Genomic DNA, 14998 nt, shown 5'->3' with positions numbered 1-14998 from the left:
ACATGAAGCGCGTCCTCATGGTCTCCTTCCAGTTCCCGCCGATGGCGGGGACCAGCGGCGTGCAGCGCGCCCTGCGCTTCGCGCAGCAGCTGCCGTCGCTGGGCTGGTCGCCGAGCGTGCTGACCGCGCATCCGCGCGTGCACCCGCAGACGGGCGAGGACCTGATGGCCGAGATCCCCGCGGACCTGCCGGTGCGGCGCGCCTTCGCGCTGGACGCGGCGCGCCACCTGGCCATCGCCGGCCGCTATCCGGGCTTCCTCGCTCGGCCGGACCGCTGGCACAGCTGGCTGCTGGGCGCCGTGCCCGCCGGCCTGAAGCTGATCCGCGAGACCCGTCCCGACGCGATCTGGAGCACCTATCCCATCCCGACGGCGCACCTGATCGGCTACTGGCTGTCGCGCCTGAGCGGCCTGCCCTGGGTGGCCGATTTCCGCGACCCGATGGCGCACGACGGCTACCCCTCCGACCCGGTGCTGTGGCGCAGCTTCGCCGCCGTCGAGCGCAAGGTCTTCGCGCAGGCCGCGCGCTTCAGCTTCACCACGCCGGGCGCGGCGCGGCTCTACGCGGCCCGCTTCCCGGCCGCCGCCGACCGCATCCGCGTGATCGAGAACGGCTACGCCGAGGCCGCCTTCCAGCAGGCCGAGCACGCCTCGCGCGCCGCCGGTCCCGTCGACGCGGTGACCGCGGGCAAGACCCGACCCCTGGTGCTGCTGCACAGCGGCGTCGTCTATCCCGACTGGCGCAGCCCGGCGCGGCTGTTCGAGGCGCTGGCCGCCGCGAAGGCCGAGGGCTGCGTCGACGCCGCCCGACTGAGGCTGCGGCTGCGCGCGACCGCGCACGACGACTTCGTGCGCGCGCTGGCGGTCACGCACGGGATCGAGGACCTGGTCGAGATCGCCCCGCCGCTGCCCTATGCCCAGGCGCTGACCGAGATGCTGCGCGCCGACGGACTGCTGCTGCTGCAGTCCGCCGACTGCAACGACCAGATTCCCGCCAAGGCCTACGAGTACCTGCGCGCCCGCCGCCCGGTGCTGACCCTGGCCGATCCGGCCGGCGACACCGCGCAGCTGATGCGCCGCGCCGGCCTGCCGCACCAGGCCGCGCTGGAGGACGGCGCCGGCGTCGACGCCGTGCTGCGCCGCTTCCTGGACGACCTCCTGAACGCCCGCGCACCGCTGCCCGCGCCGGCCGCCGTCACCGCCGCCGCGCGCGAGTCGCGCGCTGCCGAGCTGGCGCGCCTGCTCGACGAGGCCTGCGCGTCCCCCCTGCCCACCGCCGAAGCCCGCCCATGACCTGGACGCTCCACCCCCTGCCCGATGCCGACGCCTTCGCGCCCCATGCCGCCGCGTGGGATGCCCTGCAGGCGCGCGTCGCCGGCCTGCCCTTCCTGGAGAGCGGCTTCCTCCTGCCGCTGCTGCGCGTGTTCGGCACCGGCGCGGAGCGGCTGGCGCTGCACGGCGACCCGCGCGCGCCGGACGCCGCCGCCATCGTCGTCAAGGGCGGCAACGGCCAATGGACCACCTTCCAGCCTTCGCAGCTGCCGCTGGGCGCCTGGCTCAGCGCGCCGGGCGCGGCGCTGGCGCCGCTGGCGGCCAGCCTGCTGCGCGCGCTGCCCTTCCCGACGCTGGGCCTGGGCCTGACGCAGATCGACAGCCGCTTCCATCCGCGCGACGCGGACAGCCCGCGCTGGCGCGGTCAGGACTACATCGACACGGCCTGGGTGGACCTCGAGGGCGAGTTCGACCTCTACTGGGAGGCGCGCGGCAAGAACCTGCGCCAGAACCTGCGCAAGCAGCAGAAGAAGCTGGACACCGCCGGCACCGTCACCCGCATGGACTGCCTGACGCGGCCCGAGGACGTGGCCCCGGCACTGGCCGACTACGGCCGGCTGGAGGCCAGCGGCTGGAAAGGCCAGGAAGGCACGGCCATCGCGCCCGGCCATCCGCAGTACGAGTTCTACCTGGCGATGCTGGAGCACTTCGCGAGCAAGGGCCGGGCCCGGATCTACACCTATCGCTTCGACGACGTCGTCGTGTCCATGGACCTGTGCATCGAGTCCGGCGCGACGCTGGTCATCCTCAAGACCGCCTACGACGAGGCCCACAAGGCCGTCTCGCCGTCGACGCTCATGCGCCAGCTGCAGTTCCAGCAGCTGTTCGACGCGGCCGCCGCGGGCGGCCCGCTGCGCCGCATCGAGTTCTACGGGAAGGTCATGGAGTGGCACACCCGCTGGACCGACACGCGCCGGCCCATCTACCACGCGACCCTGTACCGCTGGGGCTGGCTGCCGGCGCTCAAGCGCCTGCTGCGCGGCGCGCCGGCCGACGAGACCCCGGCCGAGGCGCCCGCCGCCGCCGATGCCTCCGCCCTGCCCGCCGCCCCGGCGGGTCCGACACCGGGCGCCGCCGACGCGGCCGCCGGTGCCACGCCCGTCACCGCCACGCCTGGCGCCCGGGCCGAAGTCCAAGGAGCTTCCCGATGAATCCCACCGCCCCGGCCCCCCGCGCGGCCACCGGCACCGCGCCGCTGATCGCCGTCGTCATCCCGCATTTCCAGCGCCAGAGCGGCCTGCTGGCCAAGGCGCTGGCCTCGGCCTTCGCGCAGACCATCGCCGACCGCATCCACGTGATCGTCGTCGACGACGAGTCGCCCATCAGCGCGCAGTCCGAGGTCGACGCCCACCCCGAGTTCCCGCGCGAGCAGCTGACCGTGCAGCGCAAGCCCAACGGCGGCGCCGGCTCGGCGCGCAACAAGGCGCTGGACCTGGTGCCGCCGGGCACGACGTTCGTCGCCTTCCTGGACTCGGACGACGACTGGCGGCCCGACCACCTGGCCAACGCGCTGGCGGTGATGGGCGAGCGCTTCGACGGCTACTTCGCCGACTGGTGGTCCTTCAACTACCCGGACCAGACCAACTTCGAGCGCATCGGCACGCTGGACAAGCCGCACACGCAGGTCTGCGCGGCGCCGGCCGGCTACGACCTGGGCGTCTCGCCGCTGGAGCACATCACCAGCGACGGCGGCGGCGTGATCCAGACCTCCACCGTGGTCTACCGCTTCGACCGCTTCCCCGCGCTGCGCTTCCGCGAGGAGTTCTTCAACGGCCAGGACTTCTTCTTCTGGATGGACCTGGGCAACGGCGGCGCCACCTTCTGCTTCTCCACCGCGGTGGACTGCAACAACGGCGAGGGCATCAACATCTACCAGGGCGCGGGCTGGGGCACGGAGCGCTCGCTGAACCGGCTGCGCAACGAGCTGTTCGTGTGGACCTCGCTGCCGCGCTTCTACACGATGACGGACACCCAGCGCCGCAACAACCTGCGCACCATCCGCAACCTGCAGCAGGACGTGGTGCGGGACCTGCTGCACCGCGTGCGGCACGGCAAGGCGATCAACTTCAAGCTGGTGCGGGACATCCTGCGCTTCGACCCGACCTTCCTGCTCTTCGCCGCGGCCGTGCCCTTCCGGGTGCTGGGCGAGAAGCTGTTGCGCCGCTCGGGCGGCGCGCCCGCATGAGGATGCGCGCATGAACGCGAAGGTGCGCGGAGCGCTGATCTGGTCCTTCGCGGAACGCTACGCCAGCCTGGTCGTCAACATCGCGTCGACGATGGTGCTGGCGCGGCTGCTCACGCCGCAGGACATCGGCGTGTACTCGGTCTGCGCCGCCTTCGTGACCATCGCCACGGTGATGCGGGACTTCGGCATCAGCGAGTACCTGATCCAGGAGAAGGAACTCTCCGAGACCAAGCTGCGCGCCGCCTACTCGGGCGCGATCGTGATCGGCTGGTCGGTGGGGCTGGTGGCCATGCTGCTGCGCCATCCGCTGGCGATCTACCTGAAGGAGCCGGCCGTCGTCGACGTGATCGGCATCCTGGCGCTGAACTTCGCGATCCTGCCCTTCGCCTCGCCGGCCTTCGCGCTGCTCACGCGCGAGATGCAGTTCCGGCGCATCTTCGTGATCCAGCTCTCGTCGACGATCGTGCACGCCAGCACCGGCGTGCTGCTGGCGCTCAACGGCCACGGCTTCCGCAGCATGGCCTGGGCCAGCGTGGCCAACACCGCCTTCCAGGCGCTGCTGCTGCTGGTGATGCGTCCGCCGGGCACGCTGCTGATGCCGGGGCTGACGGGCCTGCGCTACGTCTTCGGCTACGGCTCCTTCTTCGTGATGAGCCGGCTGCTGGAGGTCTTCACCCGCAACGCGCACGAGTTCATCATCGCCCGCACCTTCGGCCTGACCGCGGTGGGGCTGTTCAGCCGCGCGATGGGGCTGCTGGAGATGTTCTACACGAACGTGACCTCGGCGGTGCAGCGCGTGGCCACGCCGGCCTTCGCCGACCAGCACCGCCAGGGCGAGAACCTGACCGCGCTCTACGCGCAGAGCACCGGCATGATCACGGCCATCGCGTGGCCCTTCTTCGGCTTCGTCGCGCTGATGTCGCGCGACATGATGCGGCTGCTCTTCGGTCCGCAATGGGACGCGGCCGCGCCCATCTGCACGCTGCTGGCGCTGGCCATCATGCCGACCTACCTCTACACGCTGGGCCCCAACCTGCTCAACGCCACCGGCAACGTGGCCAAGCGGCTGCGCATCAACCTGATCTACAGCCCGATCCACCTGGTGGTGATCCTGGCGGCCTCCCGCTTCAGCGTCGAGGCCGTGGCGGCCTGCTGGGTCGTGAGCAACCTGGTCGCCCTGGGGCTCTACCTGAAGGCGATGCGCGAGCTGCTGGGCACGACGATGCAGGCGCTGCTGGGTCCCTGTCTCAAGAGCGTGGGAGTGGCACTGGGATCGATCGCGGCGCAGGCCTTGATGGCGCAGTTGGTGCACTTCTACGCGCTGCCGGCGCTGGTGGCCCTGCTGCTGACCGGCGGCGCCGGACTGGCGGGCCTGGTGGTCGCGGCGCAGGCGCTGCGCCATCCCCTCGCGCACGAAGTGACGCGCGCGCTGGGCCATCTGCGCAAGCGAGCCCTGCCATGAGCGAGACCCCCGCCACGACCACCGCCCCGACGTCCGCGCGCGCGCCCCGGGTCGCCTGCGTCGTGGTGAGCTTCAACGGCGCGCCCTGGATCGCCGACTGCCTGAACGCGCTGCGCGCCAGCACGGTGCCGCTGCGGGTGATCGTGGTCGACAACGCGTCCTCGGACGCGACCTGCGAGATCGTCGACGGCTTCGCCGAGGTCACGATGATCCGCGAGCCCAAGAACCTGGGCTTCGGCCGCGCCAACAACGCCGGCATCGCGCGGGCGCTGGCGGACGGCGCGGACCACGTCTTCCTGCTCAACCAGGACACGGTGCTGGCGCCGGACGCGGTCGAGCACCTGGAGCGCGAGGCCGCGCTCAACCCCAAGCTCGGCATCCTGTGCCCCCTGCAGCTCGATGGCGAGGGCGAGTCGCTGGATCCGACCTTCCTGCGCTACTACGTCGCGCCCCACGTGCCGGGCTACCTGAGCGACGCGCTGACCCGCCATCCGGTCGCGGGCCACTACCTGGCCGAGGCGCTGCCGGCCGCCGCCTGGCTGGTGACGCGCGAATTCCTCGAGACCGTGGGCGGCTTCGATCCGCTGTTCTTCCTCTACTGCGAGGACGACGATCTCTGCGCGCGGGCGCATCACCACGGCTTCGACATCGCGCTGGTGCCGGCGGCGACCTTCCGGCACCTGCGCGGCTTCCACGTCAAGACGGCGCAGCCCTGGCTCAAGCAGCTGCGCCGGCGCGGATCGCGGCTGCGCTCGCAGATCGTGTGCGACATCAAGCGGCCGAGCGCCGGCCCGCTGCGCCACCTCTGGTACGTGCTGGGCGCCCACCTCTTCGGTGGCGCGCAGCAGCTGCTGGTCCACTTCAACTGGCGCGAGGCGGCCGCCGAGCTGGCCGCGCTGCTGCGCGTGCTGCCGCAGCTGCCGCGCATCCGCCGCCACCGCGCCGTCTGCCTGCGGCGCGGCCCGCACTGGATCGCGCTGAGCGCGACGGGCGTCGTCGGGGGCGATCCCGATGCCACCGTCACACCGACGCCGCACACTGCACCCGCGCCCCTGGGCGCGCCCATGGACGCCAGGGAGGCGTCCTTCCCGACACGGCCCCCACAACAATGACAAGCACCGCCACCTTCCTGTCCACCGGCCAAGCCGGGCTGCCCGGCCTTCCCGCCGACGCGAGCGAGGCGCAGCGCGACGCCGCCTGGCAGCAGCTGCTGTCGCAGACCGATCCCGGCCCGGCGCTGGGCCAGGTCACGGGCCGCTTCTCGGTGGCCTGGCGCCAGCCCTCGGGCCGCACGGTGCTGGCGACGGACCGCTTCGGCATCGAGCCGCTGTGCTACCGCATCGTCGGCCACGAGCTGCGCTTCGCGACGCGGGCCGACGACCTGGCGGGCGACGACGCCGACCTCGATCCGCAGGCGCTGTTCGACTACCTCTACTTCCACGTGATCCCGTCGCCGCGGACGGTGTTCCGCAACATCTTCCGGCTGCCGCCGGGACATGTGGCGATCTACGAGCGCGGCGAGCTGCGCGTCACGCCCTACTGGACGCCGAGCTTCAAGGCCGATCCGTCGCCGAGGCTGGAGGACCTGAAGGACGAGTTCAAGCAGATCCTGGCGCGCTCGGTGCAGCGCCAGCTGCGCGGTGGGGACGCGGCCTGCTTCCTGAGCGGCGGCACGGACAGCTCCACGGTGGCCGGCATGCTGAGCCGCGTCGCGGGCCGGCCGGCGGACACCTACTCGATCGGCTTCGAGGCGGAGGGCTACGACGAGATGGCCTTCGCGCGCATCGCGGCCAAGCACTTCGGTTGCCGGCATCACGAGTACTACGTGACGCCCAAGGACCTGGTGGCCGGCATCGCCAAGGTGGCGGCGCATTACGACCAGCCCTTCGGCAACAGCTCGGCGCTGCCGGCCTACTACTGCGCTCGCAAGGCGCATGACGACGGCGTGCGCCACCTGCTGGCGGGCGACGGCGGGGACGAGCTCTTCGGCGGCAACACGCGCTACGCGAAGCAGACGGTGTTCTCCTGGTACGGCCGCGTGCCCGGCCCGGTGCGGGAGCTGCTGCTGCAGCCGGCCTTCGCGTCGCCGCTGGGCAAGCTGCCGCTGCTGAAGAAGGGGGCGAGCTACATCGACCAGGCCCGCGTGCCGATGCCGGACCGGCTGCAGAGCTACAACCTGCTGACCCGTCTCGGGATGACGGACGTGCTGGAGAGCGACTTCCTGCGCCGCGTCGATCCGCTGGGCCCGCAGAAGCAGCAGCGCCAGGTGTGGAACGCGATCAAGACCGGGCAGCTGGTCGACAAGATGCTGGCCTTCGACTGGCGCTACACGCTGGCGGACACCGACCTGCCCAAGGTGGTGGGGACGACGGGCCTGGCGGAGATGTCGGTCGGCTTCCCGATGCTGGACGACGAGCTGCTGGCCTTCTCGGAGCGGCTGCCGGCGGACTACAAGCTGCGAGGTCTGAAGCTGCGGTGGTTCTTCAAGGAAGCGCTGAAGGGCTTCCTGCCGGACGAGATCATCGTCAAGAAGAAGCAGGGCTTCGGCCTGCCCTTCGGCGTCTGGGCCACGCGCGACGAAGGCCTGAAGGCGCTGGCGGCGGACTCGCTGGGCAGCCTGTCCACGCGCGGCATCGTGCGACCCGGCTTCATCGACGAACTGCTCAAGCACCGCCTGCAGGAACACCCTGGCTACTACGGCGAGATGGTGTGGATCCTCATGATGATGGAGCAGTGGCTGCGGGCGAAGCGGCCGAACTATCGGGTGTGAGAGAGGTCAGGCGGCGCGGCCCGAGCTCATCCATCTCATGAACGGCATCGGAGAAACGGTGCTCCATTTCCTCGCCGTGGAGAACGATGGAGCGGCCGTGGCGTGGCTGCATGCCCGTGGGTCGGATCTCAACACCCGGGACTCATTTGACTCGCCTGGGAAGAACTGGCCTGCAGAAGGACGACGTCCGCTCCCAGCCTGAACCCTTCTTCGGCAGAAACCCGGCATCGCCCTTTGCAAGAATGCCGGCATGAGCAAGTCCTATCTTTTCCTGGCCGCGGCCATCCTCTTCGAGGTCTTCGCGACCACCTGCCTGAAGTACTCGGACGGATTCACCAAGCTGCTGCCGGGTGCGCTGACCGTGCTCGGCTATGGCGCCTGCTTCTACTGCCTGTCCCAGACGCTCGACACGATCCCGACGGGGATCGCCTATGCCATCTGGTCTGGCGTGGGCATCGTGCTCATCTCGGTGCTGGGGCTGATCCTGTTCAACCAGCGCCTGGATGTCGCCGCGATTGTCGGGATCGCGCTGATCCTTCTTGGCGTGGTGGTCATCAACGTGTTCTCGAAGAGCTCGGCGCATTGAGCCGGATGCCCGGCATGTCGATGTCCACTCGCATCACCACGGACTGCCACGTCATCACCGGTGCCTCGGGCGCCGGGAAATCCACGCTGCTGGCCGCGCTGAATCAGCTCGGATACGCCGTCTTTCCGGAGGCGGCTCTGGCCATCCTCCGCGAGCAGTGAGCGTGCGGCGGCAGTGTGCTTCCCGGGTCGAATCGCCAGGCGTTCCTGGAAGAGGTCCTGAAGCGGAACATCGACAACCACCAAGCCGCGCAGTTGCTGAAGGGGCCCGTGTTCTTCGACCGAGGCATTCCTGAATGCTTGGCCTGGCTCCAGCTGTCGGATGTCGCGCTGGAGCCTCATCACCTGGAAGCGCCGACGCAGTACCGCTACGCCTCGACCGTGTTCGTGGCGGAGCCGTGGCCGGAGATCTACGTGCAGGATACCGAGCGTCAGGCGAGCTTCGACCGAGCTACTCGCTCGTATGAGCCGACCGTCAACGCCTATGTCGCGGCTGGCTATTCGACCTGCATCTATCACCGTCTCCGTGTCCTTGTGATCGACCTTCACCAGCATCACGTAGCGCGTTTGCCGCTCGACCAGCGTTGCGATCTGGCTGTTGCGTCCACCGAAGACGAGGTCACCTTCCCAGTGCCCTGGAACCGCGCGATCCTCGACACAAGCAGGGCGCTCGCTGATCGGTATGGCATCGATGATCTTTCCGTGGCTCGCCGTCTTCTGGGTATGGTGACGGGAGCGTCGCATCCCCCGCGTACGCCTGAGGTGCTCCAGCAGCTCCTTCTTCAATGCGCCGCGCGCTTGAACAAACAGACTGCGGTAGATGGTCTCGTGCGACACGTGAAGGCTCTCGTCGTGCGGATAGGCTTGTTTGAGCCATCCCGCAATCTGCTCGGGTGACCAAAGCGCGCGCAGTTTCTCGGCCACGATGCGTGCCAGCCCACAGTTCAGCCATAGCTTGCGCCGTTTCGGACGTAGCGCCCGATCCCAAGCTGCGCCATCGGCCTTGCTGGCACGATAGTCCCGCCGGCCTCCATTGCGCTTGACCTCTCGGCTGATCGTCGAGGGAGCTCGGCCAAGCCGAGCGGCCGTCGCTCGGATGGAGTCGCCGGCCACCATGGCTCTTGAGATCTCTTCGCGCTCCGCCAAGGTTAATGCGGTAGAGGAGCGCGCGCGCTCCGGAGGCTGAAAGCCGCCAGTCTGAGCCAGTATCTGCTGGACCGAGGTGTGCGGCCGGTCAAAGAGCTTGCCGATCTCATGCAAGGTCCAACCTTGCTTCCAGCGCTCCCACATCAGCGCCTTCTGACTGTCGGAGTAGTAGAGCCGTGGCCGTCGCTTCATTTGCAACACTCCTGCCGCATATGCGGCTATCAGTGTGTTGCATCGACCGGTTGAATCCGCCAGCGGTAGCGGACGTTCATGTTGAGCATCAACCAACCCGCCCGCAGGCATTAGCTCGTGACCTCGTAAAGCTCCAAGTGCGCCCATGCAACCTCCGGCACGAGCCACATATGGTCAGCCTGTCGATTCCAAACAGACGAGGACTCTTCGACCCCACCTGAATGACTCCAACCGCCGGACGAACAGGAGACGAGGTCCGCGACCGTTTTGGCGCATGCGGGAGCCAGTCTGTATGTGAACTCGAACATCTGCGGCATCTTCCAGTAGCGCCGAGGTTCGGCGCTTGACTCCGGTGAGAAGCGCGATAGCTGTGTCAGGAGTCGGCCCGCAATGAGGCCAGCAACTTCGTTGCTGTCGCAGTCGGCGTACAGGCGAAGAACTAGCTGCATTCGAGCAGCCTAGCCCACGAGTTGCTGGCCAGCCGGGGGCAGAGATTCCCGGGCCTGCAACAGCAACCGTTCGATGACCTCAATCGGAACGTCTCGCTCAAAGCAAGACAGTGAGAATTGACCCGTGAGGTCTGAGTAGAAGACCTCGGCGAGTTGCCGAAGCGGGTTCGTACCTTTGACGGCAACTTCTAAGAACATGCCATCGCGCTGAAGGTCGCTGCCACGCAGAAACTCATACTCGACGTCGTGAAGCTTCATGGCCTTGTCTGCAATCGTTGTCAGGGCATTTGAGCACGCGCGCCGGCCAAAAATTGCTGGTGACATTCCCTTGGGCGGGCTAAGACCGCTCCCAGCCTGATGGTGCCGTCCGACGGGTCCACCCGGTCTAGGTCGGCGTCGCAGCGGAAGCGGACATGACCGCTAAAGTTGATGTCCCCAACACTTCAAAGGCGCGAGATGGAAGGGTGTTTTGTCGAGTTCAATCCGCCGGACGAAGCGCACGCGCTGCGAACCATCGAGTGCGTGAACTACGTGGCTGCGCTTAAGAGAGAAGATGCGCTCGACGAGGGGGCGATGGTCAAGGAACTGAGCGACGCGGAGCGCGCATTTTTTCGAGCTCTAACACCCGAGGAGTTGCACGAGTGGAACGCTTTCTGGTTCTCAACGCCTCTGCCGCAGCGTCATTCTCCAAACATGCCAACTCCGGGCTGGGACTTCGGCTCTATGGTGGAGTCATTGGCGGACGCCGAGTTTGAAATTACGGGCGTAAGGACAGAACGAGACAGTTTCTACCTAACGTTCGAGCCAGAGAGCTACCCATTCGGTGGTACCGGCTGCCTAGTCGCCCTTCTTGAATGTCTGGGAAACAAGGTCTCGTCTGTGAATGACGGAACCGGGGTCGTTCCGCACATTCAGCCTGTAAGGTGGGAGCCTCGGCACGGCTGAGAGGCAGGGTCGAAACAGCGACCATGGGGTGCGCGCCCGCTTCCAGCCGAGGCCGTGTGGAAACGCAGCTGGAGCGGACATTGGACTCGCTGGCTCGACGGGCTGCTTCCGGCCGGTAGCTGTCGGCCACCGAGTGCGCGGCGAACGGCTGCAATCAGCCTGAAGCCGTCGCACTGCGGCGGAGGCAGACATGCGTTTCTTATGATTCGCCCTTCTATAGGCTGCCAAGAACACATGAGCGTCGACCTCCTCCAATTGGCTGACACCGTCATTGACGAATCGACCTTCCTCCGATTCCTGCATGAGCTTGCTGCGGACTGGAGGGCTGAGGAGGAGATTGAGGCCAAGACGCCCTCCAGTCCATACGGCCCCTCGGCACTCGGCTGGGAGAACTGGAGTTTCGGCGCCATCATCGAGGCGTCAGCAGCGTGGGCCGAGGCTTCCGTAGATGGCCTCAGGTTCTATGACAAGTCCGCCAATCCGTGGCGGCGAATGGCGCAAATCTTGGCGATGGGCAAGTTCTACGAGTGACGTGACCGTTAGTCCGCTCTCAGCCTGGAGCAGCGTCGGCAGCGCTAGCGGTTCCTACGGCCCCTCGAGCGCCGACTCGAAAGCAAGAAATTCCTCTTCCAGCGTGCCACGCTGACGAAAGCGGCGCCCGGCGCGTTCGTACCAGTTCTCGGCATCCTCCAGATCACCTTCCTGCAGATGCAGGATTCCGTGCAACCAGGCGGCGAGCAGGCCTTCGTGGCGTTGCACCCGATCGTGCGCAACGTTCCACTTTCCCTCGCGCATCAGGGCAAGGATGTCGCAGAGTTCGGAGTGGACGTCGCGCATGACCGAGACAGGGCCGCTCAGTCAGCCAGCAGCGCCTGTTGCACGCGGTGGCTGTCCACATACTGCTCCATGCTCAAGATCCTGCCTTCCTTGAGCTGGTACAGGTGCGCGAACGTCGCAGTCATCGCCTTGCCCGTCTTGCGATAGGTGCCCGCGTAGGGGAAGCCGGCGGCCTCCGTCCACGTGGCATCAGGCGTCAGCACCGAGAGCAGGTTCTTGCCGTTTTCTTCCGACGGGCCTTCGTAGGTCGCGCGGATGATGTCGAGGTTCGTGGTCATGCTCGTTCCCCGAGGTTCAACCCCACTTCATTTCGCCCTTGGCCACCTTGGCACCGATCTGCAGGGCCGGAGCCAATCCGGCGTTGGGGTAACGCTTGCTCATGGCGGCGATCAACGCGTCACCGTTGGCGGCCTTGGCCAGTTCTTCGTCGAAGGCCAGTAGGTACTCGCGCGTGTAGTTCACCGCGGAGACGTCCAGCGCGCCGCTTGCGGCGAGGTGCCCCGGCACCACGACGGCGGGCTTGCGCGCGGCAATGGCCTCGAGGTTCTTGATCCACGCGGCACGCGAGGCAGGCGTCGGGGTATCGGCCGTCCAGACGTGCAGGCCGGAGAAGATCAGCACGCCCCCAAACACTGCGTTCAGCGATGGCACCCACAGGTAGCGTCGGTTCTCCAGCCCTTGCGCCTTGACGATCTCGATGACGTTGCCTTCGAGGATCAGCGAGGAGCCATCAAACGCTTCGGGGAAGACGATGTCGTCGAGCTTCTGCGGGCCGTTCTCCTTGAGCTGCGGCGCCCAGGTGTCAATCTTCTTCTGCACGTTGGCACGGATGGCGGCGATGGTCTCCGGCGCGGCGATGACCTTGGCGGTGGGGAACGCCGCCTTGATCGGGCCCAGGCTGAAGTAGTAGTCGGGATCGCTCTGGCTGACGTAGATGGTGGTCAGCGTCTTGCCCGACGCCCTGATCGCGTCGGCCACCGCGCGGCCATCGGGCAGCGAGAAGCCACCGTCGACGAGGATCGCCTCCTTGGCGCCGGAGAGCAACACCGGGGCGCGGAAGAAGCCTTTGTCACCGGTGGGGAAGTGCTTCCATTGCAACGGGGTCGAGCCCGGCACGGCGGCACAACCGACAAGAGCAGAAGCTGCGCCGACGGCGGCGGCGGTTTGAACGAAGTCGCGGCGATTCATCATGGTCGTCCTCAGAGTGAAGGTGGATACGGCGGGGCGGAGGCGGGACTGTCAGGCAGCAGCGATCTGCTCGACGAACTCCCTGGGGTTGGAGAAGGCAGCGCTGGAGTGCAGCAACTGCCGATGCCCGTCGGCTTCCAGGATGAAGGTGGGAACGCCGCGTGCGCCAAACTCGCTCAGCAGAGCCTGTGCGCCCGCGACACGGGCGCGGTCGGCCGCGAGCAGTTCGTCATCGGGCTGAGCCAAGCGCTCCGCGGCCTGGTGGAGCCCCAGGTCGACCAGGACGGTCGCCAGCCTGTCCAGCTGCGTGATGTCTTGGCCCGCGATGTAGCGGGCTTGCTGAATCGCCTTGAGGGCATCCAGTTCGCGCGCCGGCGCTGTCAATGCAACGGCCGTCAGCGCCATGGTCGCGGGCCCGCTGTCGAACCTCTGCTGGCGATCAGCCAGGACATCGCTGCGATAGCGTTCGGTGAAGCGCTGGCCCGTCAGGTGCTCGATGCGTTGGTCGTTGCTCCACGCATAGGCGGCGAATTCCCCGTCCATCGGACGCGCGCCCGCGCCGGCAAACAGCCCGCTGGGCAGTGGTCGCAACTTGACTCCGGGCACGTCGACCAACGCGGCCAGCGCGCTACTGGCGCCGTAGCACCAACCACACAGGGGGTCGAAGATGTAGTGCAGGATCTTGTTCATGAAGGCGTCTCGTATCCAATCAATACCGCCATCGTAGGGAGCGAGAATTGATAGATAAATCGCCACTGAACTGATAGACCGTATGCCATCAGCAAACAGTAAAGCGCCGTCGACTCAGGGAAATTTCGCCAATCTCAAGCGACTGGCCTACTTCGCCGCCGTGGTGGAGGCAGGAAGCTTCACCGCGGCCGGAGAACGTCTGGGCATCACCAAGGCAGTGGTCAGCCAGCAGGTTGCGCGGCTGGAGCGTGAGTTCAGCACGACCTTGCTGACACGCACCACGCGAAAAGTCACGCCGACCGAAGCCGGCCTGGCGCTGTATCAGCGCAGCGTTCTCATCTTGAAGGAGGCCGGCGAGGCGTTCGACGAACTGGCCGAGGTGGCGGCCGAGCCGTCCGGGACGCTTCGACTGACTGCGCCACTGGACTTCGGCATCAGCGCGGTCGTTCCAGCCATCGCGGAGTTCACGCGGCGCTACCCGAAGTGCAAGGTCGATGCATCGCTGAGCGATCAGTCACTCGACCTCATGGCTGGACAGGCTGAACTGGCGATCCGTGTAGGCTGGTTGACCGAACTCCATCTCCAAGCGAGGCAGATCGGCACGTTCCGGCAGTTGCTGGTGGCGGCACCGTCGTGGCGCGCGGAGCTTCGGCGGGCCAAGACCCCGAAGGACATCGACGCGCTGCCCTTCATCGCCAACACGGCGCTACGGGATCCCACTCGCTGGACGTTCAACCGCGGCGACGAGGAACGGCAGAGCGTGATCGTCCATCCCGCCATATCGCTCGATGCCACCCTGGCCGTCCGGGAAGCCGTTGTGCGCGGGGCTGGTCTGTCGATCCTGCCAGACTACGCAGTTGCCGATGAACTGGCCAGTGGCACCCTGATCCCAGTTCTGCCGCGCTGGTCCTTGCCCGTCGGAGGCATCCACGCCGTCTTTCCAACGGCCAGATTCCGCCCCGCGAAAGTCCGCGCGTTCGTCGATGTGCTGATTGCGGGGTGGGTTGGCCGTTGAGAAGCCACCAGGACTGAAGAAGCAATGCGTGCGGCAACCGGCCGCACGCGGCCGGTTGATCATGCGACGACGTTTGCGCCGTGACCGCTCGCGGCGAGGTTGTCGTCCGCTTCCAGCCCGACTCTGCCAGCGGGCCCGTAATACATGCAGTCCGTCAACCGGCCGTACGGAAGCGCGCAATGATGCCTCGACAAGCGGCGCTT

The 14998-nt window shown here is 67.4% G+C and carries 15 protein-coding genes and 2 pseudogenes; 11 read left to right on the top strand and 6 right to left on the bottom strand.

The features are described 5' to 3' along the window. The first annotated feature begins 2 nt into the window (after window positions 1-2). The 8 genes and pseudogenes from MCHT01_RS05130 to MCHT01_RS27290 form a co-directional block, all read left to right on the top strand. Entirely contained in the window at window positions 3-1292 is a 1290-nt protein-coding gene (locus MCHT01_RS05130; protein WP_067063265.1) for a glycosyltransferase, read from the top strand. Continuing rightward, on the top strand, window positions 1289-2482 hold the full coding sequence (locus MCHT01_RS05125; RefSeq protein WP_148661396.1) for a GNAT family N-acetyltransferase: 1194 nt from the start codon (window positions 1289-1291) through the stop codon (window positions 2480-2482). The genes MCHT01_RS05130 and MCHT01_RS05125 overlap by 4 nt, the downstream gene beginning before the upstream one ends. Continuing rightward, window positions 2479-3516: a glycosyltransferase family 2 protein gene (locus tag MCHT01_RS05120; protein ID WP_067063262.1), complete on the top strand. Its 1038-nt coding sequence runs from the start codon at window positions 2479-2481 to the stop codon at window positions 3514-3516. Before MCHT01_RS05125 ends, MCHT01_RS05120 begins: the two co-directional genes overlap by 4 nt. Before the next feature lie 10 nt (window positions 3517-3526). Beyond that, entirely contained in the window at window positions 3527-4978 is a 1452-nt protein-coding gene (locus MCHT01_RS05115; protein ID WP_067063259.1) for a lipopolysaccharide biosynthesis protein, read from the top strand. After that, window positions 4975-6090, top strand: a complete 1116-nt coding sequence (locus MCHT01_RS05110; protein WP_067063256.1) for a glycosyltransferase family 2 protein — start codon at window positions 4975-4977, stop codon at window positions 6088-6090. The genes MCHT01_RS05115 and MCHT01_RS05110 overlap by 4 nt, the downstream gene beginning before the upstream one ends. Continuing rightward, the gene (locus MCHT01_RS05105) at window positions 6087-7748 is read left to right on the top strand and encodes an asparagine synthetase B family protein (protein ID WP_067063254.1); all 1662 of its coding nucleotides are present in this window, start codon (window positions 6087-6089) and stop codon (window positions 7746-7748) included. The genes MCHT01_RS05110 and MCHT01_RS05105 overlap by 4 nt, the downstream gene beginning before the upstream one ends. 250 nt (window positions 7749-7998) lie before the next feature. Then, window positions 7999-8334, top strand: coding sequence for a DMT family transporter (locus tag MCHT01_RS05100; protein ID WP_067063252.1), 336 nt, complete (start codon window positions 7999-8001; stop codon window positions 8332-8334). 5 nt (window positions 8335-8339) lie between these two features. Beyond that, window positions 8340-8789 (top strand): annotated as a pseudogene (locus MCHT01_RS27290) (AAA family ATPase); the annotation flags it as partial. Between the two features lie 51 nt (window positions 8790-8840). Here MCHT01_RS27290 and MCHT01_RS25445 read toward each other — a convergent pair. Together MCHT01_RS25445 and MCHT01_RS05090 are read right to left on the bottom strand one after the other, a co-directional pair. Continuing rightward, a pseudogene (locus tag MCHT01_RS25445) lies at window positions 8841-9671 on the bottom strand (IS30 family transposase); the annotation flags it as partial. A gap of 458 nt (window positions 9672-10129) precedes the next feature. Beyond that, window positions 10130-10378: a hypothetical protein gene (locus tag MCHT01_RS05090; RefSeq protein WP_067063246.1), complete on the bottom strand. Its 249-nt coding sequence runs from the start codon at window positions 10376-10378 to the stop codon at window positions 10130-10132. 198 nt (window positions 10379-10576) lie between these two features. Here MCHT01_RS05090 and MCHT01_RS26010 point away from each other — a divergent pair, with 198 nt between their 5' ends. Then, window positions 10577-11065, top strand: a complete 489-nt coding sequence (locus MCHT01_RS26010; RefSeq protein WP_148661394.1) for a hypothetical protein — start codon at window positions 10577-10579, stop codon at window positions 11063-11065. Between the two features lie 234 nt (window positions 11066-11299). Beyond that, window positions 11300-11596 (top strand): hypothetical protein, encoded by a 297-nt coding sequence (locus tag MCHT01_RS05085; RefSeq protein WP_067063243.1) that lies wholly within the window; start codon window positions 11300-11302, stop codon window positions 11594-11596. Between the two features lie 54 nt (window positions 11597-11650). Here the strand turns inward: MCHT01_RS05085 and MCHT01_RS05080 are convergent, their stop codons facing one another. From MCHT01_RS05080 to MCHT01_RS05065, 4 genes are read right to left on the bottom strand one after another with little or no spacing between them, the layout of a single operon-like run. Continuing rightward, window positions 11651-11902: a hypothetical protein gene (locus tag MCHT01_RS05080; RefSeq protein ID WP_067063240.1), complete on the bottom strand. Its 252-nt coding sequence runs from the start codon at window positions 11900-11902 to the stop codon at window positions 11651-11653. 17 nt (window positions 11903-11919) lie between these two features. Next, window positions 11920-12180 (bottom strand): nuclear transport factor 2 family protein, encoded by a 261-nt coding sequence (locus MCHT01_RS05075; RefSeq protein ID WP_067063238.1) that lies wholly within the window; start codon window positions 12178-12180, stop codon window positions 11920-11922. A 16-nt stretch (window positions 12181-12196) separates the two neighbouring features. After that, the gene (locus MCHT01_RS05070; RefSeq protein WP_067063235.1) at window positions 12197-13093 is read right to left on the bottom strand and encodes an MBL fold metallo-hydrolase; all 897 of its coding nucleotides are present in this window, start codon (window positions 13091-13093) and stop codon (window positions 12197-12199) included. Between the two features lie 48 nt (window positions 13094-13141). Beyond that, on the bottom strand, window positions 13142-13780 hold the full coding sequence (locus tag MCHT01_RS05065) for a DsbA family protein (protein WP_067063233.1): 639 nt from the start codon (window positions 13778-13780) through the stop codon (window positions 13142-13144). Window positions 13781-13862: 82 nt separating this feature from the next. Here MCHT01_RS05065 and MCHT01_RS05060 point away from each other — a divergent pair, with 82 nt between their 5' ends. Next, on the top strand, window positions 13863-14795 hold the full coding sequence (locus MCHT01_RS05060; RefSeq protein ID WP_067063230.1) for a LysR family transcriptional regulator: 933 nt from the start codon (window positions 13863-13865) through the stop codon (window positions 14793-14795). Window positions 14796-14998 lie beyond the last annotated feature (203 nt).

It is taken from the genome of Mitsuaria chitosanitabida ATCC BAA-476 = NBRC 102408, assembly GCF_001598255.1.
Lineage (GTDB): Bacteria > Pseudomonadota > Gammaproteobacteria > Burkholderiales > Burkholderiaceae_C > Roseateles > Roseateles chitosanitabidus.
This window is presented reverse-complemented; position numbering and strand designations above follow the sequence as displayed.